The organism is Citrobacter sp. T1.2D-1, assembly GCF_950098555.1.
GTDB classification, from domain to species: Bacteria; Pseudomonadota; Gammaproteobacteria; order Enterobacterales; family Enterobacteriaceae; genus Citrobacter_A; species Citrobacter_A telavivensis.
Genome location: NZ_CATNHH010000034.1, coordinates 150,614 through 177,586, shown reverse-complemented (window position 1 = coordinate 177,586; position 26,973 = coordinate 150,614). Strand labels below are relative to the sequence as shown.

General features: G+C 53.1%; 26 protein-coding genes. 10 read left to right on the top strand and 16 right to left on the bottom strand.

Going from position 1 to position 26,973, the window contains the following annotated elements:
• Positions 1-83 precede the first annotated feature (83 nt).
• The 5 genes from QQZ17_RS18985 to QQZ17_RS18965 all read right to left on the bottom strand — a co-directional run bounded on the left by QQZ17_RS18985 (position 84) and on the right by QQZ17_RS18965 (position 5,829).
• Positions 84-2,018: an exoribonuclease II gene (locus tag QQZ17_RS18985; RefSeq protein WP_152404398.1), complete on the bottom strand. Its 1,935-nt coding sequence runs from the start codon at positions 2,016-2,018 to the stop codon at positions 84-86.
• Positions 2,019-2,107: 89 nt separating this feature from the next.
• Positions 2,108-3,247 carry a carboxymuconolactone decarboxylase family protein gene (locus QQZ17_RS18980; protein ID WP_152404400.1) on the bottom strand — a complete coding sequence of 380 codons (1,140 nt, stop codon included), beginning with the start codon at positions 3,245-3,247 and terminating at the stop codon, positions 2,108-2,110.
• A 200-nt stretch (positions 3,248-3,447) separates the two neighbouring features.
• On the bottom strand, positions 3,448-4,236 hold the full coding sequence (fabI, locus tag QQZ17_RS18975) for an enoyl-ACP reductase FabI (protein ID WP_152404403.1): 789 nt from the start codon (positions 4,234-4,236) through the stop codon (positions 3,448-3,450).
• Positions 4,237-4,462: 226 nt separating this feature from the next.
• Positions 4,463-5,089: a winged helix-turn-helix transcriptional regulator gene (locus tag QQZ17_RS18970; protein ID WP_152404405.1), complete on the bottom strand. Its 627-nt coding sequence runs from the start codon at positions 5,087-5,089 to the stop codon at positions 4,463-4,465.
• 92 nt (positions 5,090-5,181) lie between these two features.
• On the bottom strand, positions 5,182-5,829 hold the full coding sequence (locus QQZ17_RS18965) for a helix-turn-helix domain-containing protein (protein WP_152404407.1): 648 nt from the start codon (positions 5,827-5,829) through the stop codon (positions 5,182-5,184).
• A 434-nt stretch (positions 5,830-6,263) separates the two neighbouring features.
• Between QQZ17_RS18965 and QQZ17_RS18960 the strand changes: the two genes are divergently transcribed.
• From QQZ17_RS18960 to QQZ17_RS18945, 4 genes are all read left to right on the top strand, one after another.
• Positions 6,264-6,842: a fimbrial protein gene (locus QQZ17_RS18960; RefSeq protein WP_152404409.1), complete on the top strand. Its 579-nt coding sequence runs from the start codon at positions 6,264-6,266 to the stop codon at positions 6,840-6,842.
• 24 nt (positions 6,843-6,866) lie between these two features.
• Entirely contained in the window at positions 6,867-7,613 is a 747-nt protein-coding gene (locus tag QQZ17_RS18955) for a fimbrial biogenesis chaperone (protein ID WP_152404410.1), read from the top strand.
• 137 nt (positions 7,614-7,750) lie between these two features.
• Positions 7,751-10,180, top strand: a complete 2,430-nt coding sequence (locus tag QQZ17_RS18950; protein WP_187696618.1) for a fimbria/pilus outer membrane usher protein — start codon at positions 7,751-7,753, stop codon at positions 10,178-10,180.
• Positions 10,181-10,440: 260 nt separating this feature from the next.
• Positions 10,441-11,445, top strand: coding sequence for a fimbrial protein (locus QQZ17_RS18945; RefSeq protein WP_152404414.1), 1,005 nt, complete (start codon positions 10,441-10,443; stop codon positions 11,443-11,445).
• A 58-nt stretch (positions 11,446-11,503) separates the two neighbouring features.
• Here the strand turns inward: QQZ17_RS18945 and sapF are convergent, their stop codons facing one another.
• The 6 genes from sapF to pspF form a co-directional block, all read right to left on the bottom strand.
• Positions 11,504-12,310, bottom strand: a complete 807-nt coding sequence (sapF, locus tag QQZ17_RS18940) for a peptide ABC transporter ATP-binding protein SapF (RefSeq protein ID WP_152404416.1) — start codon at positions 12,308-12,310, stop codon at positions 11,504-11,506.
• 1 nt (position 12,311) lies between these two features.
• Positions 12,312-13,304 carry a peptide ABC transporter ATP-binding protein SapD gene (gene sapD / locus QQZ17_RS18935; protein WP_284554150.1) on the bottom strand — a complete coding sequence of 331 codons (993 nt, stop codon included), beginning with the start codon at positions 13,302-13,304 and terminating at the stop codon, positions 12,312-12,314.
• Positions 13,304-14,194: a peptide ABC transporter permease SapC gene (gene sapC, locus QQZ17_RS18930; RefSeq protein ID WP_152404418.1), complete on the bottom strand. Its 891-nt coding sequence runs from the start codon at positions 14,192-14,194 to the stop codon at positions 13,304-13,306. The genes sapD and sapC overlap by 1 nt, the downstream gene beginning before the upstream one ends.
• Positions 14,181-15,146, bottom strand: coding sequence for a peptide ABC transporter permease SapB (gene sapB, locus QQZ17_RS18925; RefSeq protein WP_152404421.1), 966 nt, complete (start codon positions 15,144-15,146; stop codon positions 14,181-14,183). The genes sapC and sapB overlap by 14 nt, the downstream gene beginning before the upstream one ends.
• Positions 15,143-16,786, bottom strand: coding sequence for an ABC transporter substrate-binding protein SapA (gene sapA, locus QQZ17_RS18920; protein ID WP_152404423.1), 1,644 nt, complete (start codon positions 16,784-16,786; stop codon positions 15,143-15,145). Before sapA ends, sapB begins: the two co-directional genes overlap by 4 nt.
• 112 nt (positions 16,787-16,898) lie before the next feature.
• Complete coding sequence (gene pspF, locus QQZ17_RS18915) at positions 16,899-17,873, bottom strand: phage shock protein operon transcriptional activator (protein WP_152404425.1); 975 nt, start codon at positions 17,871-17,873, stop codon at positions 16,899-16,901.
• A gap of 168 nt (positions 17,874-18,041) precedes the next feature.
• On the opposite strand from pspF, the gene pspA reads away from it, so the two are divergent.
• From pspA to pspD, 4 genes are read left to right on the top strand one after another with little or no spacing between them, the layout of a single operon-like run.
• A complete protein-coding gene (pspA, locus tag QQZ17_RS18910) occupies positions 18,042-18,710 on the top strand; it encodes a phage shock protein PspA (protein ID WP_152404428.1) in 669 nt (222 codons plus the stop codon).
• A 54-nt stretch (positions 18,711-18,764) separates the two neighbouring features.
• Positions 18,765-18,989 (top strand): envelope stress response membrane protein PspB, encoded by a 225-nt coding sequence (gene pspB, locus QQZ17_RS18905; RefSeq protein ID WP_042318763.1) that lies wholly within the window; start codon positions 18,765-18,767, stop codon positions 18,987-18,989.
• Positions 18,989-19,348: an envelope stress response membrane protein PspC gene (gene pspC / locus QQZ17_RS18900; RefSeq protein WP_046480991.1), complete on the top strand. Its 360-nt coding sequence runs from the start codon at positions 18,989-18,991 to the stop codon at positions 19,346-19,348. Before pspB ends, pspC begins: the two co-directional genes overlap by 1 nt.
• A gap of 19 nt (positions 19,349-19,367) precedes the next feature.
• Positions 19,368-19,592, top strand: a complete 225-nt coding sequence (pspD, locus tag QQZ17_RS18895; RefSeq protein WP_152404430.1) for a phage shock protein PspD — start codon at positions 19,368-19,370, stop codon at positions 19,590-19,592.
• A 68-nt stretch (positions 19,593-19,660) separates the two neighbouring features.
• Here the strand turns inward: pspD and QQZ17_RS18890 are convergent, their stop codons facing one another.
• The 5 genes from QQZ17_RS18890 to QQZ17_RS18870 form a co-directional block, all read right to left on the bottom strand.
• Positions 19,661-19,936, bottom strand: a complete 276-nt coding sequence (locus QQZ17_RS18890; RefSeq protein WP_152404433.1) for a hypothetical protein — start codon at positions 19,934-19,936, stop codon at positions 19,661-19,663.
• A gap of 109 nt (positions 19,937-20,045) precedes the next feature.
• On the bottom strand, positions 20,046-21,299 hold the full coding sequence (locus QQZ17_RS18885) for an MDR family MFS transporter (RefSeq protein WP_152404435.1): 1,254 nt from the start codon (positions 21,297-21,299) through the stop codon (positions 20,046-20,048).
• 9 nt (positions 21,300-21,308) lie between these two features.
• Complete coding sequence (locus QQZ17_RS18880) at positions 21,309-22,070, bottom strand: ABC transporter ATP-binding protein (protein WP_152404437.1); 762 nt, start codon at positions 22,068-22,070, stop codon at positions 21,309-21,311.
• Positions 22,070-23,107 carry a FecCD family ABC transporter permease gene (locus QQZ17_RS18875; RefSeq protein ID WP_152404439.1) on the bottom strand — a complete coding sequence of 346 codons (1,038 nt, stop codon included), beginning with the start codon at positions 23,105-23,107 and terminating at the stop codon, positions 22,070-22,072. Before QQZ17_RS18875 ends, QQZ17_RS18880 begins: the two co-directional genes overlap by 1 nt.
• Positions 23,107-24,105: an ABC transporter substrate-binding protein gene (locus QQZ17_RS18870; protein ID WP_152404441.1), complete on the bottom strand. Its 999-nt coding sequence runs from the start codon at positions 24,103-24,105 to the stop codon at positions 23,107-23,109. The genes QQZ17_RS18875 and QQZ17_RS18870 overlap by 1 nt, the downstream gene beginning before the upstream one ends.
• Positions 24,106-24,474: 369 nt before the next feature.
• Between QQZ17_RS18870 and QQZ17_RS18865 the strand changes: the two genes are divergently transcribed.
• Positions 24,475-25,872: a YcjX family protein gene (locus QQZ17_RS18865; protein ID WP_152404443.1), complete on the top strand. Its 1,398-nt coding sequence runs from the start codon at positions 24,475-24,477 to the stop codon at positions 25,870-25,872.
• A complete protein-coding gene (locus tag QQZ17_RS18860; protein ID WP_152404445.1) occupies positions 25,869-26,930 on the top strand; it encodes a YcjF family protein in 1,062 nt (353 codons plus the stop codon). The genes QQZ17_RS18865 and QQZ17_RS18860 overlap by 4 nt, the downstream gene beginning before the upstream one ends.
• Positions 26,931-26,973 lie beyond the last annotated feature (43 nt).

Here is a 26,973-nt window from a genome sequence, read left to right as displayed (position 1 = left end):
TCAGAGTGTAGTGAGAGAATAGGGATTTGGGGGAAAAGAAACGGCCTTTCCTGAAAAGAAAAAGGCCGTTACAGAGCCGGTTATCAGGCGGCTGGACGGGCGATGAGGCTACGGGTTTCCATCCGCACTTCGGCGATGGTGACATCAATCACATCGGTCACTTTGTAGACGGTTTCGCCTTTGATCTGGATGGTGCCGTTTTCCTGGCTGCACACCAGTTCGTCACGCACCGCGTGCAGGAATGGCGCGGGGATAAAAGCAACCGCGCCGTTATCCACCAGGCGGACACGCATCCCGCCACGGCTGACATCGATGATCTCCGCCGCGAAGCGGGTATCCGTACCGGCCTTATCGCTGAGGAAACGGGCATACAACCAGTCACCAACATCGCGTTCCGCCATACGGTTCAGGCGACGGCGTTCTGCCATCTGTACGGTTACCTCTTCCTGCGGACGGCTAATACTTTCACCTTTGATGACTGCTTTAAGCAGGCGATGGTTGATCATATCGCCATACTTACGAATCGGTGAAGTCCAGGTGGCGTAAGCCTCCAGACCCAGCCCGAAGTGCGGCCCCGGCTCGGTGCTGATTTCCGCAAAGGACTGGAAGCGACGAATACGGCTGTCGAGGAAACCCGACGGTTGCGCATCCAGTTCACGACGCAGTTTGCAGAAGCCTTCGAGGGTCAATACCTCTTCGGCGTCCACATGCATCCCGTGGGATTGCAGCAGCGCCGCCAGCGCATCAGCATTGGCCGGATCAAAGCCCAAGTGAACGTTGTAAATGCCAAAGCCGAGTTTGTCGCGTAGCACGCGTGCGGCGCAGATGTTGGCGGCAATCATTGACTCTTCGACAATCCGGTTCGCGATACGGCGCGGTTCCGCGACGATATCGAGCACTTCGCCTTTGTCGCCGAGAATGAAGCGGTAGTCAGGGCGATCTTTAAACACCAGCGCATGGTGATGGCGCCACTCGCCGCGGTTCAGGCAGATACGTTGCAGCAGGCGAATCTGCTGTGCGATTTCTTCGCGCTCAGGCTGCCAGCTACCGCTATTTTCCAGCCAGTCAGAGACGTTGTCGTAAGCCAGTTTTGCTTTCGACTCAATCGTGGCGGCGAAGAACGTGATGTCATCTTCAATGGCGCCATCCGCGGCAATGGTCATGCGACAGGCGAGCACCGGGCGCACTTCATTGGCGCGCAGCGAGCAGAGATCGTCAGACAGTTCGCGCGGCAGCATTGGAATGTTGAAGCCCGGCAAATAGTTGGTGAACGCACGGATTTTCGCGGCGTTATCCAGCTTGCTGCCTTCGGCTATCCAGGCGGTAGGATCGGCAATCGCCACGGTCAGCTGTAGCTTGCCGTCGGTCAGTTCTTCGGCATACAGCGCATCGTCCATATCTTCAGTGCTGGCACTGTCGATGGTGACAAAATTCAGCGCGGTAAGATCCTGGCGTTCCAGACCTTCATCCAGCATTTCCGTCGCCACGCCGTCTGGCGCTTCTTTTTCAAGATTGTGACGTGCCAGGGTGACCCACCACGGTACGAAGTGGTCGTCAGCGAAAGTGATGAACTGGGTTAATTCGGCGTAGAAGGTGCGGTCGCCTTTGAGTGGATGACGGCGCATTTCAGCAACGGCCCAGTCACCCTCTTTAAATTCATGTTCCACACCGCGCGCGGCGCGGCAGGGGATAGCGTCTTTTAACAGCGGATGATCCGGCACGATGGACAGGCGATCGTTCTTACCCTGCACTTTACCGACAAAACGGGTCAGGAACGGCTCAACCAGTTCTTCCGGCTCCGCAGATTCACGATCTTTTTCAGTGTGGATGACGGCGATGATTCGGTCGCCATGCATCACTTTTTTCATCTGCGGCGGTGGGATGAAATAACTTTTTTGCGCATCGACTTCCAGGAAGCCAAAGCCCTTTTCCGTGGCTTTTACCACCCCTTCGGCACGTGGCGTCTGGGAATGCAGTTGCTGTTTAAGCTGCGCTAGCAGCGGGTTGTCCTGAAACATATTTGTCTATTTTCGTGGCCATAAGAGCGGCTGACAGTTTTACGCGAAAGTACCTGATGCGGCAAGTGCTCTTTATGGCAATGAGGGGGTTAACGCGTCTCGCCCAGCGCGATTTTCAGACGATTTATCCATCCGCACAAACCCGACCAGGCCAACAGATTGATTGCCTGTTCGACGGACGTACAGTACTCGCTGAGCGGGGTGAACTGTGCGGCACTGAAACGATCGGGCGCGCGCGTCAGCCATTGTATCGCCTGGAACAACGGGCGCTCAAGCGGCTGTTGCCGTTCCCGCCGCTCAATCTCATGTTCGTTCTGCCGTAGTGATTCGGCGACTTCTGATGCTGTCGCATGTTGGTTAAAGCAGCTTGCACTGCCGTTAATTCGTGACGTCAGCAGCGTGGTGAAACCGTGCGCGGGGGACTCAACAGACAATGTGCTCTTCAGTAAGGAGCCAAGCAGGGCGAGCAGCGTCGGTTGATGAACCAGATTGGGGGCGATGTGTTGAAGGTAGGCGACGGGCTGATAGCGCGACAGACACTCAAGCTGTTCCGCCGTTGCGTAGCGCAGTTCGACCTGCTCGTGCGCCGAATGCCAGGTCGCGTCGGGCTGCAGAAATGGGGCGACATCGGCGAATGACTGCGTGTCCAGGCCCGGCACCCAACGCACCGGTTGTCCAAGCCAGGCCTGAAACGTGGCGATGACGCGTGCCTGAAAACCGATATAGCCGATGATTTGGTTTATCAGCGCGATATCCCAGGCGGAGAGACCCACGTCGCGTAGATGCTGGCGTGCGCGGTTATCAATCACCGAGGGCGAACGGGCAAGCTGGCGCGCGTACTGGGTAATCTGCGCCAGTCGGTGATTACTTTCACGTGACGAATCTGGGCCGGGAAGCGACGTCAGACGGGCCGCATAATGGTTACAGAGTCGCTGCACACCGTACACCTGGGCGACCGTTAACGCGGTACTCATGCGTTCATAAGCGCTAAAGGTATGCAGGCGGTTCAGTAAAACGGTGTCAGGGAACAGTTCGTGAGCCAACTGGCGTGCCGGTTGCAGCCAGGACTGAAAGGGAATAAGCGCGTCTTCGGGGATCACCAAATCCAACAGAAAGCGATCGTCAACGTGTGCGGCTTCGGGCACCAGCGGTAACACGTCCTGCGGGCCGGTGCTGGACTGGGTTTCGTGATACCAGTGGCTTTTGCCGTTGAATCGGCGTTGTTCCATGGGCGTTCCTTGGTCTGTATGTGGCGACCCGGACACGTCGTCGTCGAATCACGCCGGATCGTTTTCGCTGCTTTATCCTGGCGTAAGCGGGGGAAGGGATGAAAGATTGTTGCGTGATAACAAAGATCAAAAAGCTATATTGCGGGGAAGGTTTTAGAACATGGGCGGCAGGGCACCGCCCACAGGGGAAGTCGGAACGATTATTTCAGTTCCAGTTCGTTCATTGCAGCGATGCTAAAGCCACCGTCGACATGAACCACTTCACCGGAGATACCGCCAGACAGATCGGAGCACAGGAACGCCGCAGAGTTGCCCACATCTTCGATGGTCACAGTGCGACGAATCGGGGTGACTGCTTCGCAGTGTGCCAGCATCTTACGGAAATCTTTAATGCCGGAAGCCGCCAGCGTACGGATTGGACCCGCAGAGATAGCGTTAACACGTACACCTTCCGGACCCATCGCGTTCGCCATATAACGGACGTTTGCTTCCAGAGACGCTTTTGCCAGACCCATCACGTTGTAGTTCGGGATCGCGCGCTCAGCGCCCAGGTAAGAAAGCGTCAGCAGGGCAGAGCCCGGGTTCAGCATAGAACGGCAGGCTTTCGCCATCGCCACAAAGCTGTAGGAGCTGATGTCGTGAGCGATTTTAAAACCTTCGCGGGTGACCGCGTTCACATAGTCACCGTCCAGTTGGTCGCCAGGAGCAAAGCCGATAGAGTGAACGAAACCGTCAAATTTCGGCCAGGCTTTGGCCAACTCTGCGAACATGGTGTCGATGCTTTCATCTTCTGCCACATCGCACTGCAGAACGATGTTTGAACCCAGCTGAGCAGCAAATTCTTCCACGCGGCCTTTCAGTTTGTCGTTTTGGTAGGTGAATGCCAGTTCCGCGCCTTCGCGGTGCATCGCCTGCGCGATACCCCAGGCGATGGAAAGTTTGCTGGCAAGACCGGTCACCAGAATACGCTTACCGGAAAGAAAACCCATAGCTTAAATCCTTATGTCATTGCTTATTTTAGCTTTATATTCATTCGGTTATGACGAATGTAGCCAGAATAAAAGAGATAGCAGGCTGAAATTATAGCCCACTATACGCCTGAATTGTCACGTGATTTTTACATAGTGCTGAAAGTGGTTCGCGTCACGGAGCAGAAAACCAGCACTTTTCTATTATATCAGCAGTCGCTGTCTGTACTGATCCAACCTCATTTAATCAATACTTTTGCGGCAAATGATGGATAGCTATCAGTCGTCCATTTTCGATGCTGATATAACCACCTAACTTGAGGTCGGCAAGGATTTTCATGATGCTGCTGCGAGAAAGATGGGTTCTGTCACGAATGAAGCGCTCAACGGAAAGTGTTTTACGTAAGGATTCTGACTCATGCATCAACTCAATCAGTTGACTGCAAATCACTTCATAGGCGGTGGGCGCGCTCAATTGTCGACTGTAAGAAAACAGTTTACTGCTCACCACGACCATATGTTTAGCCAGCACTTCCCACAAACCCAGTTCCTGGATGTGCTGATGCACCTCCACTAAAGGCAGGGTCGCGATTTTGCAGGGCTCTGCGGTAATAATATAGCTGCCGGTGACTCCCAGGCCCAGGATAGTAAATGATGGGGCACGTACCACGAGCAGATGGTCTGCGGTGCGATGTACCTCAACAGAGCCACTGAGGATTAATCGACAAACCGGAGTGTTTGCCTCAAGAAAATCAAGCCTAATTCCCTTTCGGTAAGTACGAGGTGTGACAAAAGGCAATAATGCCTCAACCAACGTTTTTGACCATGGGTGGGGGGTATTGAGTGCCGGTGGAGTTAATGCTTTTTCATCCATAAAACAGTTATACCGAATGACATGTCTCTTTGATAATTATAGACAAAGAGTTGCAAAACGTTACAACAAAGCTCACCAGATCATGCTTAAGCTCAAAACTTTGTTGGTAAGTAATTAATTTTAATTAATTTTCCGTTATTTATTTCAATGTAGTTTCCCCGGCGCAATGTCGAAAGTACTGCCATAATCCCGCTGCGGGACAAGAAACAGCGGTTTTGAACGTAATTTACTACCGATTCCGATTTTCTGAACTCGTCAGACTCCAGCGAAAGGTCAAACAGTAGATAGCGTATGGCGCCGTAAGCCCCTGGCTGAGACAAACGCGTGCAATGCGTAAAAATGCGGGACGAAATATGTACCATCACGTGGGAAAGCGGCTCCCATAGCACGTGCTGCTGGATAATGTCCATGGCCTCGCCAAGCGGAAGGCGGCTCACGACCGCATCTGCTGATGTGCATAATGTTAGCTGACAAGGGATGTCGCTCAACATGCTAAAGCCAAAAACAAAAGGGGCAGTTTCAGAGTTTAACGACAATCCATCTATTGTGCGGTTGATCACCACATGCCCTTTATGCAGCAAATAACAGTATTTTATCTCATCGGTTGCATACTGTAGTACCGTTCCCTTACGTGTCAGTAGGGGTATCGCCTGAGTATTCAGAGCAGTGAGTAACTCCTGGAATGATTGTTCAGGCTTGTTTTCATGCAAAAAAATGTCAATGGTCGGTGAATCTGACATGGTGGTGCTGAATCCTGGTAATGAAAGAGAATAACTTTCCAATTATGACTTATTCATGTCTATCACTGGATCCAGAATAAGTGTCTAAAATTACACCGCCAAAATATTGCAATTTACGAATAAATAACGTGTGGGGGTGTGTAATTCTGGATTGAGGCTACATTGCATTCGAATGTTTCCATAAATACAATATTCTTCGTTAGTGGAGAGTTGGTTCTTGTGATAGACATTTTCACTCATGTTTTCTATTCAAGCTGTATAAATTGCATGGGGACTAAATGGGTGGCTGATTTATAATAGATGGAAGGAATGTTTTGCAACGATGAATGCGTTGTTATTGTATATTGCCTTCTGTTTTTTATACGCAAATAAAATTATCTCAGGAACAGCTATAGACTCGCGGTCAGGGCATCATTCTATTTTTAGGAACGAAAATGAAACTATCTGTTTTTTTTAAAGTGGGTCTTATTGCATCCGCATCTATGGGCATGGTGAATGCCTCCTATGCCGCCCCTGGAGCGTCAAGCGGCACCATCACCTTTGAGGGTAAAATTACCTCTTCTACTTGTGAGGCGACAGTGAACGGCGTTGAGGCCGACGGGACCGTAACATTGCCACCGGTCGCCGTCTCTGCGTTCACTGATGCTACCGCCGGGCGTACACCGTTTACCATTGAGTTGGCAAATTGTACGCTGACGGATCCAGATACCAAGGTCGGGACGTTTTTTGAACCTGATGGTATTCAGGTGGATTCCGCAACCGGGCATCTGAATAATATCGCTACGACTGGTGCCGCAACCGGCGTAAGTCTGCAATTATCAAATGGTAATGACGACACCGCTATTCTTGTCGGCGATGCAGGGCAGACAGGTTCCGCGCAATATGTCGTGCCTGACACCACGAGTAAAAAGGGAACCCTTTCTTACTTTGTTGAGTACTACAAAGTATCAGGCGCCACCCTGGGTGCTGGTGCGGTACAAGGCAAAGTCGTTTACGACCTGATTTATAAATAATCGACCAAAGAGTGTTATGACAATATGTTTATTCCTATGATTCTGTCCAGACGTAAAGTAAAGTTTTTATTCGTAGCGCTATCAGGGATGACAGCATTAAGTTATAGCACTCTCTCTTGTGCTGGTATTGTGCTAAGCGGAACCCGCGTTATTTATCCCGCGGAGCAAAACGAAGTCACTGTAAACATGAAAAACTCCGGCAAAGCACCGGTGCTGGCACAAAGCTGGATTGATGATGGCAATCAATCCGCAACGCCGGATAAAATTATTTCACCGTTTGTATTAACACCTCCCATTAATCGCGTCGATGCCGGAAAGGGGCAGACGTTAAGGATTAGTCTGGTTGATGGCAAGGGGATTGCGACGAATAAAGAATCCATATTTTATTTGAACGTTCTGGAGATCCCAGCGAAGTCAAAAAATGCCGCTGAGAATAATCATCTTAGTATCGCGTTCAGAACCCGAATAAAGCTTTTTTATCGTCCGCAAGGTTTAAGCGGTAGTGCCGGTGATGCGCCAGACGCATTGCAATGGTCAATCAGTAATGGCGGTGTAAAAGCCACAAACCCTACACCTTATTATATTACTCTCGGGACAGTGACCTATACCCAGGGGGGGAGTAAACACGTTGAAGATGGAAAAATGATCGCGCCGGGAAGCAGTTCTGACTTTCATTTTAAAAATGTAAGTGCAATCAGTGATATTAACGCGATTACTTTTACCTCAATTAATGACTATGGCGCTGCGGTCAAACATAACCAGGGCAAATAGTCTTAAGCTCTGCCTCTGGTGGAAATATTATGATTATCTTGTTCTCAGTTATTTTGTTTTTAGTACTAAACATTTTCATTATGCAATGTTCGGTGGCCGCCACGGGGGACGTGCCGGCTCCCCCGGCAGAGGAGCAAGTGGAGTTTGATTCTGACTTTGTAAAACAGCCGGCGGGACAGTCCGTAGATTTAGCCCGTTTCTCCAACGGAGCTAACGTTCTGCCGGGTGTTTATAAAATCGCTGTGGCGTTGAATCAACAAACGCTGACCGTGGCGGAAGTCGAGTTCAAGGCGGCAGATAACAAAAATGTCATCCCCTGTATTCCGCTGAATGTGCTCAATTTGATTAATTTCAAGAAAGAACAAATTAACTTTACTCAGTGGGATTCCCTCACTGACAAAACAGAATGTATCAACCTTAAAGCGATCGTTCCTGAAGCTGAGCTGGATTTTGATAACCAGAATCAGCAGTTAAACATCTCTATACCGCAGATTTATATTAATAAACAGCCCCGCGGGTCAGTGCCTGCCTCTATGTGGGACAGCGGTATTCCGGCGATGATGCTGAGTTATAACATGAACGCGTATCAATCTAAAAATAATGGCTACGATTCAAAGTCGTTTTATACCGCCATTAACAGCGGGTTGAATATCGGCTCCTGGTATTTACGCCATAATGGGTCGTATAACTGGGCCGATGGAACCGGGGGACGCTACAGCGTTCTGAATACTTACATTCAGCACGATTTACCGCGTATTTCTGGTCGTTTGGTGGCTGGGCAGTCCAACACCAGTGGGCAATTGTTCGATACGGTGCCATTTACCGGCGTTCAGGTCGCCAGCGACGAACGTATGCTGCCGGAATCACAGCGTGGTTATGCGCCTGAAATCCGCGGTATCGCGAAAACCAATGCGAAAGTGACGGTGAAACAGAGCGGGCAGACCATTTATGAGACCACCGTTTCGCCGGGCTCTTTCGTCATCAACGATCTCTATCCAACCGGTTACGGCGGCAACCTGGATGTCACTATTGAAGAGGCCGATGGCTCTCAGCAGAATTTTTCGATTCCTTATGCCTCGGTGTCTCAGCTCTTGCGCCCAGGCAGTCAGCGTTACAGCCTGAGCTTGGGTAAACTGCGTAGTGACAGTGTTTCAAGCGATCCGAACCTGGCTGAAGCGACTTATCAACGCGGTTTCTCCAACCTGATTACCGGCTATACCGGTTTACAGGCCAATAAAGATTATCAGGCGGTTAAGGTGGGGACGGCGCTGGGGCTGCAAATCGGTGCGATCGCTTTTGACGTCACACAATCGCAGACGCATTTGCCGTCACCAGATAAGCAGGATATTTCCGGCCAAAGCTATCAGGTGAGCTACAGCAAGCTTATTAATGAAACCAATAGTAACATAACGCTTGCTGCATACCGTTTTTCGAGCAGCGGTTATATGGATTATATGACTGCAATGGAAAGCATTCAGGCGGTTAAAGATGGCGAAGACAGAAATACCATCCAGCGTGAAAAAAACCGTTTCACAGTCACGATAAGCCAGGGACTGGCTGATGACTGGGGCCAACTCTATCTCAGTGGTTCTTTACAGGACTATTGGGGACAAGATAATTATGAGCGCCAGTATCAGTTTGGTTACTCGAATCACTATAAACAACTGAGCTACAGCATCAACGTTAGCCGTAGCCAGGATGCCTGGGGCGAATCGCAGACCAGTTATTATTTGAATCTGTCATTCCCCCTGTGGGAAAACCACGACAGCAACTATGCACCACAAATGAGTCTGAGCTACAACCAGGACTCAAATGGTCGTTCGGGTGAACAGGCGATGATTTCAGGAAGCGCGGGAACGGATAATCAATTGTCCTGGAACGCCAGCGGCACGCATGACAGTGAGGCCGGAACTTCCGCGAGCGTCGGCGGTTCGTATCGGAGCCGTGTGGCACAGATGTCAGGCAGTTACAGTCAGGGGCCGGACTACCGCAGCACGTCTCTGAGCATGTCCGGGGCGATGGTTGCCCACTCCGGTGGCCTGACGCTCTCACCTTATAACAGCGATACCTTCACGCTGGTGGAAGCGAAAGGCGCAGAAGGGGCAACAGTGCCGTCATATCCCGGGATTAAGGTTGACAGGTTTGGTTATGCGCTGCTGCCGGCTTCAAGTCCCTATCAGTTGAGTGATGTATCAATCGATCCGAAAGGCACGTCCCGCAATGTCGAGTTGGACAATACATCGCAAAAAGTGGTCCCTCGCTATGGCGCTGTCGTGAAAGTGAAGTTCAACGCGGAGAAAGGCACGCCGATTTTAATTACCTCGTCCTACGCAGGCAAAGCGCTGCCGTTTGGTGCTGAGGTCTATGACGAAAAAGACCATAGCGTTGGTACCGTTGCGCAGGGGAGCACGATCTATGCCCGCGTCGTGGAGCTGAAAGGGGCGTTGAAAGTAAAATGGGGTGAGGGTAGCGCATCACAATGTTCGGTTAGCTACATGCTTGCGCCCGGTATTGAGGATGACACTAAGCAAACGGCTATTCAGCGGTTTAGTAATGAATGTCGCTAGTCACAAATTATTAATTAAACGTTTCTCTTTTATTCACGGTTTGGTGATGCCTCCAATTAGTAGAACATGTATTTTTCAATAAGGGCCCCAATAATTCATGACAATTCAACTAATTGGAAGCGTTACCCAAGTTTTTACCGGGTCTGTTTTTACACCCGACATAAATATGCGCATAGCATAATAGATATTATAATACCCCAGTTCAAACCGTGACAGATTCAAACAATTACCTCTACAAACAATATCTTAACTGCGAAATTATGAAAGCAAAAAATATCATTTTCATACTGATCAGCATTTTTGTTTCACTGTTGACACTCACCTGCTCAGTGCATGCCAGTTGTTCAGGCACCACCGGGGTTATGAATATTGACATCGGCACCATCACTATTCCAGGCGATGCGGATAACAGCACCAGCATTGAATATAAAGATTTACTTGGAACCCAAGCTGATGTCGAGACCGCCGCAGCGATATCCTGCTCGGGTTATTTTACTTATGTAGGGAAAATAACCAATGCCGTACCGGGCACCAACGATCTTGAAAAAGCGCTGTTATCGGATGGTTCCTGGAGTGGTCTTGGTTTTAAATTTTATACCAGAGCCTATGACGGCTGGTATAATTCATTGCACAATGCCTCGCCTCCGGTCACGATTGCCGCCACATGGAATAAATTCTGTATGGAATCTGAATGCTGGAACCCACAAAGTCACGAAGGCATTATTATGATAGGTGCTCTTAGTGTATACGGCGGCGGCGCCCCGGCAAAGCCCGGCATCATTAATACGACCGTTACGCCCTTTACCACGGATGGCTATCCCGCCATCACCTACCATATTACCGGTACCGTGGTTGTCCCCAGCTGTAGTGTCGATGCTGCTACGCCTTCACGTGTTTTGCTCAAACCGGTCAGTGCCAACGACCTCTCCCATAAGGGAAGTACGGCTGAGGATACGCCGTTTGAGATTTCACTGAAGTGCAATAATAACGTCTCTGTCAATTTGCTGCTTGATGGCACCGAGGACACTGACGCACAGGACGATGGTGTGCTGGCTTTAAATGGCAACTCAACGGCCTCGGGGGTCGGTGTCCAGCTGTTAGTCAATAATAACCCGGCGAAACTGAATGAAACCTTTAAGGTAGGCGATGCCGTTGAAGGAAATACCGCTATCGCCATGACGGCTCGTTATTACAGAACCACCAGCGCGGCAGTTAAAGCGGGCTCGGTTTCTGCCACAGTGGTTTATAATGTAACCTATAAATAAAAACATTATGTGTCGTCTCGGGGTTAAGAAAAGGCAGAATAATTTCTGCCTTTACTCTTTACCGATCTTTGCGCCACGCATCCGCCGTCAATGCCTCACCAAAATGCCCGGCAATCAGGCGTTTGGTCAGTTCATGCAGCGGAGAGGCCAGTACATCCGCGGTACTGCCGCGCTCGACGACTTCCCCCTGGTGCATCACCAGCACCTGATCGCTGATGTGCTTCATCATCCCCAGATGCTGAGTCACGTAGATATACGAAATGCCCTGTTTTTCCTGCAATTCCAGCATCAGGTTGATGAGCTGCGAGCGCATCGACATATCGAGCGACGCCAGTGCCTCATCGGCAATAATCACTTTCGGACGCAGGATCATCGCACGCGCCAACCCCAGACGCTGTTTTTGTCCCGGCGCCAGCATATGGGGATAGTAGCTGACGTGATCGGGCAGCAGTCCTACCATCCGCATGGTCTCGATGATCTGTTTGCGTCGCTGTTCCGGCTCAAGATCGGTATTCAAGCGCAGCGGAAAATCGAGGATTTGCGAAATACGCTGGCGCGGGTTCAGTGACGTTGACGGATCCTGGAAAATCATACGGATACGCTGACTGCGAAACGAATAGTCACCAAATTCGAGCGGATGATCGTCAATCAGCAGTTCACCGCCGGTCGGTTCAACCATGCCTGCCAGCATTTTTGCCAGCGTCGATTTACCGGAGCCATTTTCACCAATGATGGCCAGCGTCTGGCGTTCGCGCAGCGTAAAGCTCAGCGGTTTTACGGCTTCCACGGTCTGGCGACGAAACCAGCCCGTACGATAGCGGAAGGTTTTACTCAGATTGCGGACTTCGAGTAAGGTCTCGACCATCTCACTCTCTCTCCATGTTTAGCGGGAAATGACAGGCGTAGAGATGGTTTTTCACCCCGGTCAGACGCGGCGTTTCAATACATTCGCGCTGTGCATAGGGACAGCGCGGCCCCAGACGGCAGCCGATCGGCAATTGTTCCAGCAACGGTATGGCTCCGGGCATCGTGTTAAGACGACTCTTGTGCGGCATGGCGCTACCAAAGTCGGGAATGGCGCGAATCAGCGCCTGCGTGTACGGATGATGCGGCGTCGTCACCAGCTCTTTGCTCAGTGCCGTTTCCACCGTCTGACCACAGTACAGCACGTTAATTTTATCTGCCCACTGGCTAAGCATTTGCAGGTCATGGCTGATCAGCAGAATAGTGGTATTGCTGTTCTGATTCAGTCGTGTCAGCAGACGGAAGATCTGCGCCTGGGTGGTCGGTTCCATCGCGTTGGTGGGTTCGTCCGCAATCAGCAGTCGCGGCTGATTCGCCAGCGCGATGGCGATCATCACCTTCTGGCATTCACCGTCGGTCAGTTCATAAGGGAAGCTGCGCATCGCGTCTTTATGATCTTTAATCCCCACGCGGTGCAGCAGTTCAATGGCGCGACGTTTGCGCCAGCCAATACGCTGCCACCAGCGGCCTTTATAGGTCCATGCCGGAATGTTTTGCATCAACTGGCGACCCACACGCTCGGAGGGATCCAGACACGACTGCGGCTCCTGGAAGATCATTGAGACGTTATGTCCCACCAGTTTGCGTCGTTCGCGCGGCGAAAGGCGCAGCAGGTCGATATCGTCAAAACGCATCCGGTCGGCGGTGACGCGCCAGTTGTCTTTGGCTATGCCGCAGATGGCTTTGGCAATCAGGCTTTTACCCGAACCTGATTCACCCACCAGCCCGCGAATCTCACCTTCGCTTAAGGTCATGCTGACGCGATCGACGGCTTTGACCCACTCTTCGCCGGCTTTAAATTCAATCGTCAGGTTGCGGATATCCAGTAACGGCATTATTCCACCCCCGCAATGATGGCGCGGCGAATGCCGTCACCCAGCAGGTTGACCAGCAGAACGCTTATCATGATTGCCGCACCGGGCAACATCACCGTCCACGGCGCAACGTAAATCAACTCCAGCGCATCGCCCAGCATGGCCCCCCATTCCGGAGAGGGGAGTTGTGCGCCAAGATCGAGAAAACCCAGCGCGGCGATGTCGAGGATCGCCATTGACAATGCGCGGGTGATTTCAGTGATAAGACCCGCGGTAATGTTGGGCAGAATGGCGAACCAGAGGATGTTGAGCGTCGAGGCGCCATCAAGACGTGCCGCGATAACGTACTCTTTTTCCAGCTCGTCATGCACCATACTGTAGACCGAGCGCACCATGCGCGGCAGCAGCGCCAGCCAGACGGCAAACATGGCATGGGTTAAATGCGGCCCGGCGAAGGCGACGACGATAATCGCCAGCAGCAAAGACGGAATCGACAGCAGCGTATCAAGAATATGGTTAAGCACGGCGGAACGCAGACCGTGCGTCGCCCCTGCGACAACACCCAGCAGCAGTCCGCACAGCGTCGCGGCGAGCGTAACGACAAACGCGCCGCCCACCGTAGGGGCCGCGCCGCTGAGCAGGCGGCTCAGGACATCACGTCCCAGATCGTCGGTACCAAGGAAAAAGGAAACTTCGCCATAGCGTGACCAGGACGGCGGTAGCAACTGATAGCCGAGGAACTGTTGATCGATGCCATACGGTGCAAACCAGTTGCCAAACACGCATAGCACCACCAGTCCCGCACATCCGTACAGGCCGACCATTGCCGTGGTATCGCCATAAAATTTGCGCCATGCGGTGCGTAGCGTACCTGGCGGGCGCTTTTCGCTATAAACGCTATCGTAAGGCATACCATTCCTTATGTTTCAGAGGGTTAGCCATAGCACCCAAAATATCAGAAATCACGTTAACGATGATGACCAGCGAACCAATCACCATTACGCCGGCGGAAATCGCGGCGTAATCCTGCTGGCGGATGGCGTTGATCAGCCAGCGGCCCAGCCCGGGCCAGCTAAAGACCATTTCAGTAATCATCGCCAGCGTCAGCATGGTTGAAAACTGCAGGCCAAGACGAGGGATCACTGGCGGTAAGGCGTTATGCAACACATGGCGGCGCAGGATCGTAAACCGTGACAGACCGCGCGTGGCCGCGGCTTTAACGTAATTCTGATCGAACACCTCGATGGTACTGATGCGCATCAGGCGAATTACTTCGGTGGTCGGCGCGACGGCCAGCGTCAGCACCGGCAATACCATATGACGCACGGCGCTCATCACCATTTCATCACGCCAGGGGGAGTCAGAGATCCAGGCGTCGATAATAGCGAGACCCGTGACCGGCTTAACTTCGTACAACAGATCGAAGCGGCCTGACACCGGCAGCCAGCCGAGGTTCAGCGAAAAGAAAAGGGTCAGCAGGAGCGCCAGCCAGAATACGGGGATTGAAAAACCGAGCAGGGCGAGGGCGCTGATCAGGCGATCCTGCCACTTGTTGCGGGTGATCCCCGCCAGCATGCCCACCGGAATCCCCACCATTAGCGCAAAGCCAAACGCCAACGTGCACAGCTCCATGGTGGCCGGGAACACCTCTTTAAGCTGCTCAGAGATGAGCTGTCCGTTGATGCTGGAGACACCAAAATCCCAGTGAATGAGGCCATTGAACCAGAACACCCACGCATTCCACAGCGATGCCCCCTGAAGCGGCGCATGCGGTGTAAAATAGCTGAGGCTGAAGCCAATAAAGGTCAGAAAAAACAGGGTGACCAACAGCAACAGAAAACGACGCAGGGTGAAGATAATCATGGCTTTTTCACCTCATCGTTTTTTTCGCGCGACACGCCGGCGAAAGAGGCGTTACCAAAAGGACTCAACACCAGACCTTTAATGTCATATCGATAGGCCTGCAAACGCAGCGACGAGGCAAGCGGCAGGATCGGCAACTCTTTGGCGAGAATGTTCTGCGCTTCATCATACGCATCAATACGCGCGGAAAGCTGCTGAGAAGAGAGCGCCTTGCGCAGCACGTTGTCGAATTCCGGATCGCACCAGTGGGCGAAGTTGGTTTGCGAATTGATGGCCGCGCAGCTGAGTAACGGGCGGAAGAAACTGTCCGGATCGTTACTGTCGGTTGCCCATCCGGACAACGTCAGATCATGGTTCATGTCCATCAACCGCGCCTCCTGGAAACGACCTTCAACCGGTACAATCACCACTTTCACCCCAACCTGCGCCATATCCGCCTGGATCAGCTCAGCCGTTTTCAGCGGGCTGGGGTTCCACGCCTGCGAACTGGTCGGCACCCACAGCCGCAGCGTCAGATTCTCCAGCCCCAGCGCCTTAAGCTGCTCGCGGGATTTGGCCGGATTGTATTCTGTTATTTTAGCCTCGTTGTCATACGCCCACGAGGCGCGAGGTAAAATAGAGGCTGCCGTTTCTGCCGTGCCGTAATAGATGGACTGCATCAGACGCTGGTTATTGATTGCCAGCGCCAGCGCGTGGCGAACCGCCGGGTTATTCAGCGGGGGTTTGTCAGTGTTAAACGCCAGGTAAGCGATGTTCATCCCCGGACGCAGCGTCAAACGCAGGCGCGGGTCGTCACGCAGGATAGTCAACTGGCTGGCGGCAGGCCAGGCCAGCACATCACATTCACCGGTGAGCAGTTTTGATAAGCGTCCGGTTCCGCCAGAGCCCAGATCCACCACCACCTGCGGCATCAACGGTTTACCCCGCCAGAATTGTTCATGCCGTTGCAGGCGAATGTACTGTCCGGCGCGATACTCTGAAAGCTGGAACGGACCGGTACCGACCGGTTGGCGGTCAAGCTGTTCCTGGCGATCCTGCTTTGCCAGTTGCCCGGCATATTCAGCCGACATCACGGACGCATAGTGGGTTGCCAGGTGCCATAAGAAAGAGGCGTCCGGTTTCGTCAGCCGAAATTCCACCGTGTTGTTGTCAAGCTTACGCACGCTCTGCACGTTATCGGCAAACTGCAGGCTGTCGAAATAGGGGAAATTGCCGCCGTTGACGTTATGCCACGGATGGTTGCGATCAAAGATGCGCTGAAAAGTAAAGACCACGTCGTCGGCATTCAGTTTGCGGGAGGGGGTAAACCAGGCCGTTTTTTGAAACGCCACGTCGCGACGCAGGTGGAAGCGGTAGGTTGCGCCGTTATCCAGCACCTCCCAGCTTTCTGCCAGTTCCGGGACCAGACGATAGGTGTAGGGATCGACATCCAGCAGCCGGTCATAGAGCTGGGCGGCGAGGGTGTCAACGATCAGCCCGCTGCTCACTTTCTGCGGATTAAAGGTGTTGACCTGCCCACTCACGCAATAGACAAAGCCACTGTCGCGGATATCTTCACGCGGGGTGATTTCAGGCGCAGCAGTAGCCTGAGCACTCAGAAGTCCAGCCATCACTACCAGAGACGATAAAACCAGGCGCATAATTTTTAAGGTTTTTAGGTACGATTTGCAAAGTGTATCGCACTATCGCCCGCCAGGTACAAATGTCTGCGGGCAACTGGCGCAAATATGCGCAATCAGGGGGTGGCAAGCGTTAAATCTGATGTTTTTTGAGCAGTGCGCGCAACTGATGATAGGTCAGTCCCAGCAATTGTGCCGCCCGCTTCTGGTTGAACTTTGCCTGTTGCAGACTCGTTTGCAGTAACGTTTTCTCCTGCTGTTGCTGAAACTCGCGTAAATCGAGGGGAAGCGAGGGGCCCGTTGTCGCGGTTTCTGCGACGGGGGGCGTTGGCACGTGACGCTGAAACGGATCGATCACAATCTCATCAAGCGGCGACTCGCTGGTGCCATGTCGGTATACCGAACGCTCAACCACATTTTTTAATTCACGGATATTCCCCGGCCAGCCGTAGTTCAGCAGCGCTTCTCTGGCATGTGGCGTAAATCCGGGAAACAGCGGCAGGCGAATTTCACGACACATCTGAATGGCAAAGTGTTCTGCCATGAGCATGATATCGGCCTGACGTTCGCGCAGCGGCGGCAGTTGCACCACGTCGAACGCCAGACGGTCAAGGAGATCCGCGCGGAAGGTGCCTTCATTGACCATCGCCGGAAGGTCCGCATTGGTGGCGCAAACCAGACGCACGTTCACCTGCAACGGTTGGCTACCGCCGACGCGCTCCAGTTCGCCATATTCAATCACTCTGAGCAGTTTTTCCTGCACCAGCATTGGCGCGGTAGCAAGTTCATCCAGAAACAGCGTGCCGCCGTCGGCCCGTTCAAAGCGCCCCGGATGACGTTTTTGCGCACCGGTAAACGCGCCGGCTTCATGACCGAACAGTTCGCTGTCGAGCAGGTTTTCATTCAGCGCCGCGCAGTTGAGCGAAATAAACGGTCCCTGCCAGCGAGAGGAGAGATAATGCAGGCGGTTGGCAATCAGTTCCTTACCGGTTCCGCGCTCGCCGATGATCAGTACCGGCTTGTCCAGCGGCGCAAGGCGGGAAACCTGCTCCAGCACTTCCAGAAAACTGTTGGCTTCCCCTAACAGATTATCTTTGTATTCAGCCATGATGAATTTCGCCACATGTTAGTGTATTTAACCACTTTACCTTGTTTTTCTGTCGAGGTAAAACGGTACATATCAAGCAAAATCAAAGGATTAAAAAGTTGGCACGCAGATTGTATTAGAGAGTCAGCAGGGCATCGCCCGACATCAGAAAAATGTGAGGATAGAATTATGGGTATTTTTTCTCGTTTCGCCGACATCGTGAATGCCAACATCAACGCACTGCTTGAGAAAGCGGAAGATCCGCAGAAGCTGGTTCGTCTGATGATTCAGGAAATGGAAGATACGCTGGTTGAAGTGCGTTCTAACTCGGCACGTGCGCTGGCGGAAAAGAAACAGTTATCACGTCGAATCGAACAGGCAACGGCTCAGCAAACCGAGTGGCAGGAGAAAGCGGAACTGGCGCTGCGTAAAGAGAAAGACGATCTGGCCCGTGCCGCACTGATCGAGAAGCAGAAGCTGACCGATCTGATTGGCTCTCTGGAACATGAAGTGACGCTGGTGGACGATACGCTGACGCGCATGAAGAAAGAGATTGGCGAGCTGGAAAACAAACTCAGCGAAACCCGCGCTCGTCAGCAGGCGCTGACGCTGCGTCATCAGGCGGCGAACTCATCCCGTGACGTGCGTCGTCAACTGGACAGCGGTAAGCTGGATGAAGCGATGGCGCGCTTTGAATCTTTCGAGCGTCGCATTGACCACATGGAAGCCGAAGCGGAAAGCCACAACTTTGGCAAACAGAAAACGTTGGATCAGCAGTTTGCCGACCTGAAAGCGGATGATGAAATCAGCGAGCAACTGGCACAGCTGAAAGCCAAAATGCAGCAAGACAAGCAATAATAATACCTGGCGGTGCCCGAACGCGCCGCCGCTCATCACCTGTAAGGAGTACTCATGAGCGCGCTATTTCTGGCCATTCCGTTAACCATTTTCGTGCTGTTTGTGTTACCGATTTGGTTATGGCTGCATTACAGCAACCGTTCCAGTCGCGGGGAGTTATCGCAAAGCGAACAGCAACGTTTAGTTCAGTTGACCGACGACGCGCAACGCATGCGTGAACGTATCCAGGCGCTGGAAGATATTCTTGATGCGGAACATCCGAACTGGAGGGATCGCTAATGGGCGGCATTGATCTGAACAAAAAATTATGGCGCATTCCACAACAAGGCATGGTGCGGGGCGTCTGCGCGGGGATCGCGCAATATCTTGATGTGCCGGTTAAACTGGTGCGCATTTTAGTGGTGTTGTCGATCTTCTTCGGGCTGGCCTTTTTCACCCTGGTCGCCTACATCATTCTGGCGTTTGTGCTCGATCCGATGCCGGACAACCTCGCGGCTGGCGAACAGCAACCGTCCAGCGGCGAGCTGTTGGATATCGTCGATAAAGAGCTGGCGGCGGGGGAGAAACGCTTGCGGGAAATGGAACGGTATGTCACCTCGGACACGTTTACCTTACGTAGCCGTTTCCGTCAGTTGTAAGTCATTTAAGAGGGCTGAGATGAGCAATCGCTGGCAACGCGCCGGGCAGAAGGTAAGACCCGGAATGAAAATAGCAGGAAAGCTGGTGCTTCTGACCGCACTACGCTACGGCCCGGCGGGTGTCGCAGGGTGGGCGGTGAAATCCGTCGCCCGCCGTCCACTGAAAATGCTGCTGGCTCTGGCACTGGAGCCATTTTTAAGCCGCATGGCGGCGAAAATATCAAAACGTTATTCCGGAAGTTAATTTCCGCAGTCTTTAATCATTTCCCTTGTCTTCATCTGTAACAGCCCACAGCGTCGATTGTTGGGCTGCTAGCCTTTCTTTTTTCCTAAAATGGTCGTTATCGCTGTCGCTAAAATCCCGATGAGCGGCATGACGCCCGCACCGGCTAAAAAGTTTTGCTGATCGATCTGTTTTTCCTTGCGGATATCTGCAAAACGGGCAAGCGCCTGTTCTTCATCTGCGGCATTGATCTCTTCAAATTGCTTCTCGTAGCCCTGCTCAGTCAGTCGCAATGCGGCATCCGCGTCGGATCGTTTCAGTGTTCTGGTGTGCTGCCCTTTTTGATAAAAACAGAACTCTGGCATAGGGTGCTCCTGACGAAGTGAGAGGGAGTAACGACTATAGCCTCCCAGGAAGAATGCCAGCAATAGTGCACTGATTTTATGATCGTTCGTTTGGTGATTTTCCCGCCGTTCAGGTTTCAGCGATTCGCGCTGTGCGTAGCGGACGGCAAATCAGCACCAGGGCCGCAGCGCTACAGAGCGGAAACAACGCCAGTAAAAGCCAGGGATAAATCGCTTGTGTTGACGGAACAAGCGCATTGTCCAGTAAACGACCAAGCAGCAAATTACCCGCCAGCACTGCGCATCCCCCTGCGGTGGAGAGCGCACCATAGTGTGCGCCCAACGTCGATTCATTGGCGAACTGAGGGATGACATCCTTTGCCGACGGTACCAGCAGCATCTGGCCCAGCGTTAATAGCGTGACCAGACAGACTGACGGTATTAACCGTAATCCTCCCTGCGGCGGTTCTGTCGCGGCAAAAAAGGCCACACTCGCAAACGCGGCTGAGAGCAACAAAAACCCCACAGGCAGTATCCTGACGGCACCAACCCGCCTCGCGACACGCGCGAGCGGAAGCTGAAATAAAATAATCAGTACCGAGGCCAGCATAAAGAGTGGACCGAGGTCCTTTTCACTGCCACCCGAACGCTGGAGCTCCACCGGCAAAGCCAGGTAGAGTTGGTTGTAGCTCAACAACCACGAACTGTAGGCGATGATAAAGGCAACGAAGCGAGGCTGACGAAAGGTCGTCCACCACGGGAGAATGTTGAGCGTCTGTTTGTTGTGGTCAGAGGCAGGCAGGAAGAAGTAGAGAACGATTAACGCGATAAGAAACACACCGGCCCCAGCCAGCGCGATTTGTCGAAAACCGATCCCCGTCATCAGCGCACCCATCGCCGGGCCGAGTACCGCGCCAAGCTCCCCACAAACCGCAAACAGGGCAAACCATTCCGCACGGCTGCGCTTTCCGCGGGCTTCGCTTTGCGTGCCTGCTTTTGCCAGCAGGGCTTCAATTGACGGGGAGAACAGCGCCCCGCCGATTCCCGTCAGACACGCGCCCAGAATGATGGGGCCCAGCGATTGTCCATAGGCCAGAAGCAGATAGCCCAGAACACGAACCATACAACCGAAGAGGATGACAATTTTTGCCCCGAAACGATCGGAGAGGGCGCCGCCGACAATAAACATTCCTTGCTGTGAGAAGGTGCGCAATCCCAGCACCAGCCCAATAAGTCCACCAGAGAGCAGCATATCGTCGCGCAGAAAGAGGGCGAGAAATGGCACGACCGCGTAAAAACCGATATTAAAGGCAAACTGGCTGCCCAGCAGAACAGGCGGGTGGAGGGTTGTGGCTGGTCGCAGGGACCACGCAGAGAGACGCATTACACGGCCTTACACCAGGAAGTGGATATGTTTTTTGCCATGGAAAGGCGAGATTTCGATTCGGGTCTTAACCCGGAAAACGTCCCAAAGCAGTTCCTCGCTCAGAATGTCCTGCGGCGTTCCCGTTGCCACAATCTGCCCACGTTGCATAACCATCAGCGAGTCACAGAACATAGACGCATGGTTGAGATCGTGGATAGCCACAATGCTGGTCACTGGCAGTTCACTGATCAGATGCATTAATTGCATTTGATGGTGAATATCCAGGTGGTTGGTGGGTTCGTCCAGTAGAATTTCGGTGGGGGCTTGCGCCAGCGCACGGGCGATATGTACCCGCTGGCGTTCACCGCCGGATAAACTGAGCCAACCTTGTTCGCATTTTTCCAGCATATCAACCCGCTGTAAGGCTGCGTTGACCGTTTCGTCGTCGTGCGTGCTCCAGTTAGAGAAGGGGGAGTGATGGGGAATGCGGCCAAGTTTTACGACATCACGCACGCGCATGTTTGCATCGGTCATGCCGTGTTGTTCAACGAAAGCTACCCGACGGGCAAGTTGCTTTTTGGGTATACGGGATAGGTTTTTTCCGTCCAGCGTCACGTTGCCGATATCCGGGCGACGTAATCCTGCCAGGATGCGTAAAAGTGATGATTTCCCACAACCGTTTGGCCCAAGTAATCCAACGGTCTTACCGGGCGCGACGTTGAGCGAGACATTGTTGACGATAACCTTTTTACCGACTTTCCAGGTCACATTTTCAGCGGCAATACTCATCACTTATTCCTTGAGCGGTAAATGATCACGGCAAAGAAGGGGACACCGACCAGGGCGGTTACCACGCCAACCGGCAAACTTTGCGGCGCTATCAATAAACGCGACGCGATATCCGCCAGCACCATCAGGATCGCGCCAGCAAGTGCGCTGGCAATAAGCAATGTGCGATGCAGCGGCCCAAAGAAGAAGCGCATGACATGTGGAACCACCAGCCCTACAAAACCAATTGAGCCAGCCATGCTGACGATAGTGGCGGTGATGAACGCGGTGGTGGTGAAAAGGGCAAGACGTACCCAGGGAACAGCAATCCCCAAAGACGCGGCGGCATCGTCGCCAAAGGTAAAGGCATCCAGCGCACGCGAATAGTAAAGGCATATTGCCAGTCCGGTCAGTACCACAATCAACGCTAACTGGAACTCAGGCCAGCGTACGCCGCTGAAACTGCCCAGCAGCCAGAACATCACGTCGCGAGCCTGTTGCGCGCTAGCGGAGGTGCTGATGGTATAAGCCGTGATGGCATTGAAGAGCTGGGAAGCCGCCACGCCAGCCAGAATAGTTCGTTCGTTACCCCCTCGCGCGCCGTTTGTCAGAAAGGCGACAAAGGCAAAGGCTGCAAATGCCCCGGCAAATGCGCCAGCAGAGAGGGAGACCGCGCCCGTACCAATCCCCAAAACAACAACGGAAACCGCACCGGTTGATGCGCCCGCAGATACCCCTAACACATAGGGTTCCGCCAGTGCATTCTTCAACAGACTTTGCAGTACTGCACCACAGATTGCGAGACCCGCCCCACAGCATGCCGCGACCAGCGCGCGGCTCAGGCGAAAGTCCCAAATCACACTTTCATAGATGCGGCTGAGCGGGATATCGGTGAGTCCCATTCTGTTGCTGATGGCGTAGAAAACGTCCCGCAGCGGGATAGACAACTCACCCACGCTGACCCCAGTGGCAATCGTGAGAAACAAAAGCAGGATAGCGAGTAAACATGAGCTGGTAAGAAGCAGACCCTGTCGTGTCTGAAGTACCGCAGATGTCATCAGTTCAGCCCCAGTTTTCTGAGCTGCTCGCCAACCTGTTCAGCACCGTAAAGGGTGCGGATAGTCGGGTTCATCGCCTGACCGTCCATAACCACAATATGGCCTTTTTTCACGGCGTCTAACTGACTGACGGCAGGATCGCTTTTCAGGAATTTGATTTTCTCTTCAGCGTTATCAAGCGCCCAGCGGTTACGGTCAAGGCTGGATACCACAATGACGTCCGGGTTGGCTGCGATAACGCTTTCCCAACTCACCGTCGGCCATTCTGTCTCAGAGGTGATGGCGTTGTGTCCACCCAGCACGTTGGCAATGAACCCGGAAGCACTGTTTTTACCGCCGACGTAAGCATCGGCAGAAGGGGATGCACTGGAGAACCAAAAAACAAAAGAGAGATCTTTCTTGCTGTTACCGAACTCCTGGCGGAGATCGGCTTCACGCTTTTTAAAATCGGCGATAACAGCCTGACCTCTGTCTTCCACATTGAAAATTTTCGCGAAATCTTCAATCTCTTTATAGAGATAGGTCATATCCCACAGGGTCTGACGACTGCCATATAAATCGCCGGCCGCTTTCTTTGTGGCGCACATGCCTGGCGATAAATAGCTGTTTACGCCGACGGTAAGCAAATCTTCACGTTTTGCTACCTTACTTTCAGGCCCTAATAACAAAGGTAACTGTGCGGGAACGAAATCCGGGTTTTGCGCAAGGATGGATTCAAGAGTGGGAATTTCTACCGTGAGCGTTTTGATTTTGGCATTTTGTTCAGCCAACTGAGGCAGCACTTTGGTCGGCCAAAATGCACTGGCGATCACGTTATTCTGCAAACCTAACAGCAGCAGAATCTCAACGGTATTCTGCCCGAGAGCCACGACGCGTTCTGGCGCTTTGGTGAACGTTTCAGTGTATCCACAGTTCTCCAGAGTCAGTGGATAGGTCGTTGCCTGAGCAGCACTGACGGACGCGAACACCATGCCGAATGCGCAAATGACTTTTTTCATTAACCGCTACCCTTCATTCAAATTATTATTAATGCAAATGAAACTCATTATTGAAGCGGGGTTTTATACAATGCAATATATTTGGTGTCAATGGGAGACATTGTCTGGCGCGGGATGAACAGGGGGACGGATAAGAATCGGGTAGAGAAATAAACGTTATCAAATTTAATTTAAAATAATGCGTTATTTGTGCGGCATTGCTGATAACGCATCGTCCTGACGTATTCATGCCATTAAACCGCTTTTCAGGTGTAACGGTGTCGCACTTGCTTTTCCAGTACCACAACACGGTTGATAATCAACGACCTGCCCCCACAATAAAGGTATGCGTTATACTTTTTTCTGGTCTTCAGGCATAACGGGATGGCGATGAAGAGACTCACCAATGAATTCAATGCGCTGGTTAATCGCGGCGTAGACCGACATTTGCGCCTCGCGGTCACCGGGCTGAGCCGGAGCGGAAAAACCGCATTTATCACCGCAATGGTTAACCAGTTATTGAATATCCATGCCGGGGCGCGATTGCCGCTGCTTAGCGCGGTGCGTGAAGAGCGCCTGCTCGGGGTGAAGCGGGTTCCCCAGCGCGATTTTGGCATTCCCCGCTTTACCTACGATGAAGGGCTGGCCCAGCTGTATGGCGATCCGCCGACGTGGCCGACGCCAACCCGCGGGGTCAGCGAAATTCGCCTGGCGCTACGCTATAAATCCAATGATTCTCTGCTGCGTCACTTCAAAGAGACGTCGACGCTGTATCTGGAGATTGTCGATTATCCCGGCGAATGGCTGCTCGACCTGCCGATGCTGGCGCAGGATTATCTGAGCTGGTCACGGCAGATGACCGGGTTGCTCACCGGACAGCGGGCAGAATGGTCGGCGAAATGGCGACAACTGACGCAAGGACTGGATCCGCTGGCAACCGCCGATGAGAATCGCCTGGCCGACATCGCGGCGGCGTGGACAGAATACCTGCATCAGTGCAAACAGCAGGGGTTGCATTTCATCCAGCCGGGGCGGTTCGTGCTGCCTGGTGATATGGCTGGCGCGCCGGCACTGCAATTTTTCCCCTGGCCGGATGTGGACGCGTGGGGGGAATCCAGACTGGCCCAGGCGGATAAACACACCAACGCCGGGATGCTGCGCGAACGCTTTAACTACTACTGCGAAAAGGTGGTGAAGGGGTTCTATAAGAACCACTTTTTGCGCTTCGACCGTCAGATCGTGCTGGTGGATTGTCTGCAACCACTCAACAGTGGGCCGCAGGCGTTCAACGATATGCGCCTTGCACTAACCCAACTGATGCAAAGTTTCCATTACGGACAGCGCACGTTGTTTCGTCGGCTGTTTTCTCCGGTGATAGACAAGTTGCTGTTTGCCGCCACCAAAGCGGACCACGTGACTATCGACCAGCACGCCAATATGGTGTCGCTGTTGCAGCAGTTGATTCAGGACGCCTGGCAGAACGCGGCGTTTGAGGGGATCAGCATGGATTGTCTGGGGCTGGCTTCCGTCCAGGCAACCACCAGCGGGTTGATTGACGTTAACGGCGAGAAGATCCCGGCGCTGCGCGGAAATCGCTTAAGCGACGGATCGCCCCTGACGGTCTACCCCGGCGAAGTGCCGGCACGACTGCCGGGACAGGCGTTCTGGGACAATCAGGGATTTCAGTTTGAAGCTTTTCGACCACAAAAGATGGATGTCGATAAGCCACTGCCGCACATTCGCCTGGATGCCGCGCTGGAGTTTTTAATAGGAGATAAATTGCGATGAGCGAACCGATAAAACCGCGGATTGATTTTGCCGGTCCGCTTGAAGTCGAGCAGAACCCGGCTTTTAAAGCGCAACAAACGTTTAGCGAGACGCAAGCCCAGTCCTTTGCCCCGGCCACCGTCGATGAGCCTCTGGAAGAAGAGGGGCAGGCCGAAGCGGTAATTGATGCGGCGCTGCGCCCGAAGCGCAGTTTGTGGCGCAAGATGGTGATGGGCGGTCTGGGGCTGTTCGGCGTAAGCGTGGTTGGACAGGGCGTACAGTGGACGATGAACGCCTGGCAAACGCAGGATTGGGTGGCGCTCGGTGGCTGCGCGGCCGGGGCGCTGATTATCGGCGCGGGCGTTGGATCGGTGGCAACCGAATGGCGACGCCTGTGGCGTTTGCGTCAGCGTGCGCATGAGCGCGATGAAGCGCGCGACCTGCTGCACAGTCACGGTGCCGGAAAAGGGCGGGCCTTCTGCGAGAAACTGGCGCAGCAGGCCGGAATCGATCAGTCGCATCCGGCGCTACAGCGCTGGTACGCCTCGATTCACGAAACGCAAAACGATCGCGAGGTGGTCAGCCTCTACGCCCATCTGGTTCAGCCGGTGCTCGATGCCCAGGCGCGGCGCGAAATCAGCCGTTCGGCGGCGGAGTCGACGCTGATGATCGCGGTCAGCCCGCTGGCGCTGGTGGATATGGCGTTTATTGCCTGGCGCAATCTGCGACTGATTAACCGTATTGCCACGCTGTACGGTATTGAGCTGGGCTATTACAGCCGTTTGCGTCTGTTCCGTCTGGTGTTGCTCAATATCGCCTTTGCCGGGGCCAGCGAGCTGGTGCGGGAAGTGGGGATGGATTGGATGTCGCAGGATCTCGCCGCGCGCCTGTCGACCCGTGCCGCGCAGGGGATTGGGGCAGGGCTGTTAACCGCGCGACTGGGGATCAAAGCGATGGAACTTTGCCGTCCGTTGCCATGGATAGATGATGACAAACCGCGTCTGGGGGATTTCCGTCGTCAGCTGGTCGGTCAGCTCAAAGAGACAGTGCAGAAAAACGGCTCCTCGCGAGAGAAATAATGTTGTCGCAGGCGTTGACCGCGTAACTTTACGCCGAAACGCC

What these genes read in the sequence shown, in the direction of transcription:
- QQZ17_RS18985 (WP_152404398.1), bottom strand. Translation starts at nt 2,018, where the DNA reads ATGTTTCAGGACAACCCGCTGCTAGCGCAGCTTAAACAGCAACTGCAT.
- QQZ17_RS18980 (WP_152404400.1), bottom strand. Translation starts at nt 3,247, where the DNA reads ATGGAACAACGCCGATTCAACGGCAAAAGCCACTGGTATCACGAAACC.
- fabI (WP_152404403.1), bottom strand. Translation starts at nt 4,236, where the DNA reads ATGGGTTTTCTTTCCGGTAAGCGTATTCTGGTGACCGGTCTTGCCAGC.
- QQZ17_RS18970 (WP_152404405.1), bottom strand. Translation starts at nt 5,089, where the DNA reads ATGGATGAAAAAGCATTAACTCCACCGGCACTCAATACCCCCCACCCA.
- QQZ17_RS18965 (WP_152404407.1), bottom strand. Translation starts at nt 5,829, where the DNA reads ATGTCAGATTCACCGACCATTGACATTTTTTTGCATGAAAACAAGCCT.
- QQZ17_RS18960 (WP_152404409.1), top strand. Translation starts at nt 6,264, where the DNA reads ATGAAACTATCTGTTTTTTTTAAAGTGGGTCTTATTGCATCCGCATCT.
- QQZ17_RS18955 (WP_152404410.1), top strand. Translation starts at nt 6,867, where the DNA reads ATGTTTATTCCTATGATTCTGTCCAGACGTAAAGTAAAGTTTTTATTC.
- QQZ17_RS18945 (WP_152404414.1), top strand. Translation starts at nt 10,441, where the DNA reads ATGAAAGCAAAAAATATCATTTTCATACTGATCAGCATTTTTGTTTCA.
- sapF (WP_152404416.1), bottom strand. Translation starts at nt 12,310, where the DNA reads ATGGTCGAGACCTTACTCGAAGTCCGCAATCTGAGTAAAACCTTCCGC.
- sapD (WP_284554150.1), bottom strand. Translation starts at nt 13,304, where the DNA reads ATGCCGTTACTGGATATCCGCAACCTGACGATTGAATTTAAAGCCGGC.
- sapC (WP_152404418.1), bottom strand. Translation starts at nt 14,194, where the DNA reads ATGCCTTACGATAGCGTTTATAGCGAAAAGCGCCCGCCAGGTACGCTA.
- sapB (WP_152404421.1), bottom strand. Translation starts at nt 15,146, where the DNA reads ATGATTATCTTCACCCTGCGTCGTTTTCTGTTGCTGTTGGTCACCCTG.
- sapA (WP_152404423.1), bottom strand. Translation starts at nt 16,786, where the DNA reads ATGCGCCTGGTTTTATCGTCTCTGGTAGTGATGGCTGGACTTCTGAGT.
- pspF (WP_152404425.1), bottom strand. Translation starts at nt 17,873, where the DNA reads ATGGCTGAATACAAAGATAATCTGTTAGGGGAAGCCAACAGTTTTCTG.
- pspA (WP_152404428.1), top strand. Translation starts at nt 18,042, where the DNA reads ATGGGTATTTTTTCTCGTTTCGCCGACATCGTGAATGCCAACATCAAC.
- pspB (WP_042318763.1), top strand. Translation starts at nt 18,765, where the DNA reads ATGAGCGCGCTATTTCTGGCCATTCCGTTAACCATTTTCGTGCTGTTT.
- pspC (WP_046480991.1), top strand. Translation starts at nt 18,989, where the DNA reads ATGGGCGGCATTGATCTGAACAAAAAATTATGGCGCATTCCACAACAA.
- pspD (WP_152404430.1), top strand. Translation starts at nt 19,368, where the DNA reads ATGAGCAATCGCTGGCAACGCGCCGGGCAGAAGGTAAGACCCGGAATG.
- QQZ17_RS18890 (WP_152404433.1), bottom strand. Translation starts at nt 19,936, where the DNA reads ATGCCAGAGTTCTGTTTTTATCAAAAAGGGCAGCACACCAGAACACTG.
- QQZ17_RS18885 (WP_152404435.1), bottom strand. Translation starts at nt 21,299, where the DNA reads ATGCGTCTCTCTGCGTGGTCCCTGCGACCAGCCACAACCCTCCACCCG.
- QQZ17_RS18880 (WP_152404437.1), bottom strand. Translation starts at nt 22,070, where the DNA reads ATGAGTATTGCCGCTGAAAATGTGACCTGGAAAGTCGGTAAAAAGGTT.
- QQZ17_RS18875 (WP_152404439.1), bottom strand. Translation starts at nt 23,107, where the DNA reads ATGACATCTGCGGTACTTCAGACACGACAGGGTCTGCTTCTTACCAGC.
- QQZ17_RS18870 (WP_152404441.1), bottom strand. Translation starts at nt 24,105, where the DNA reads ATGAAAAAAGTCATTTGCGCATTCGGCATGGTGTTCGCGTCCGTCAGT.
- QQZ17_RS18865 (WP_152404443.1), top strand. Translation starts at nt 24,475, where the DNA reads ATGAAGAGACTCACCAATGAATTCAATGCGCTGGTTAATCGCGGCGTA.
- QQZ17_RS18860 (WP_152404445.1), top strand. Translation starts at nt 25,869, where the DNA reads ATGAGCGAACCGATAAAACCGCGGATTGATTTTGCCGGTCCGCTTGAA.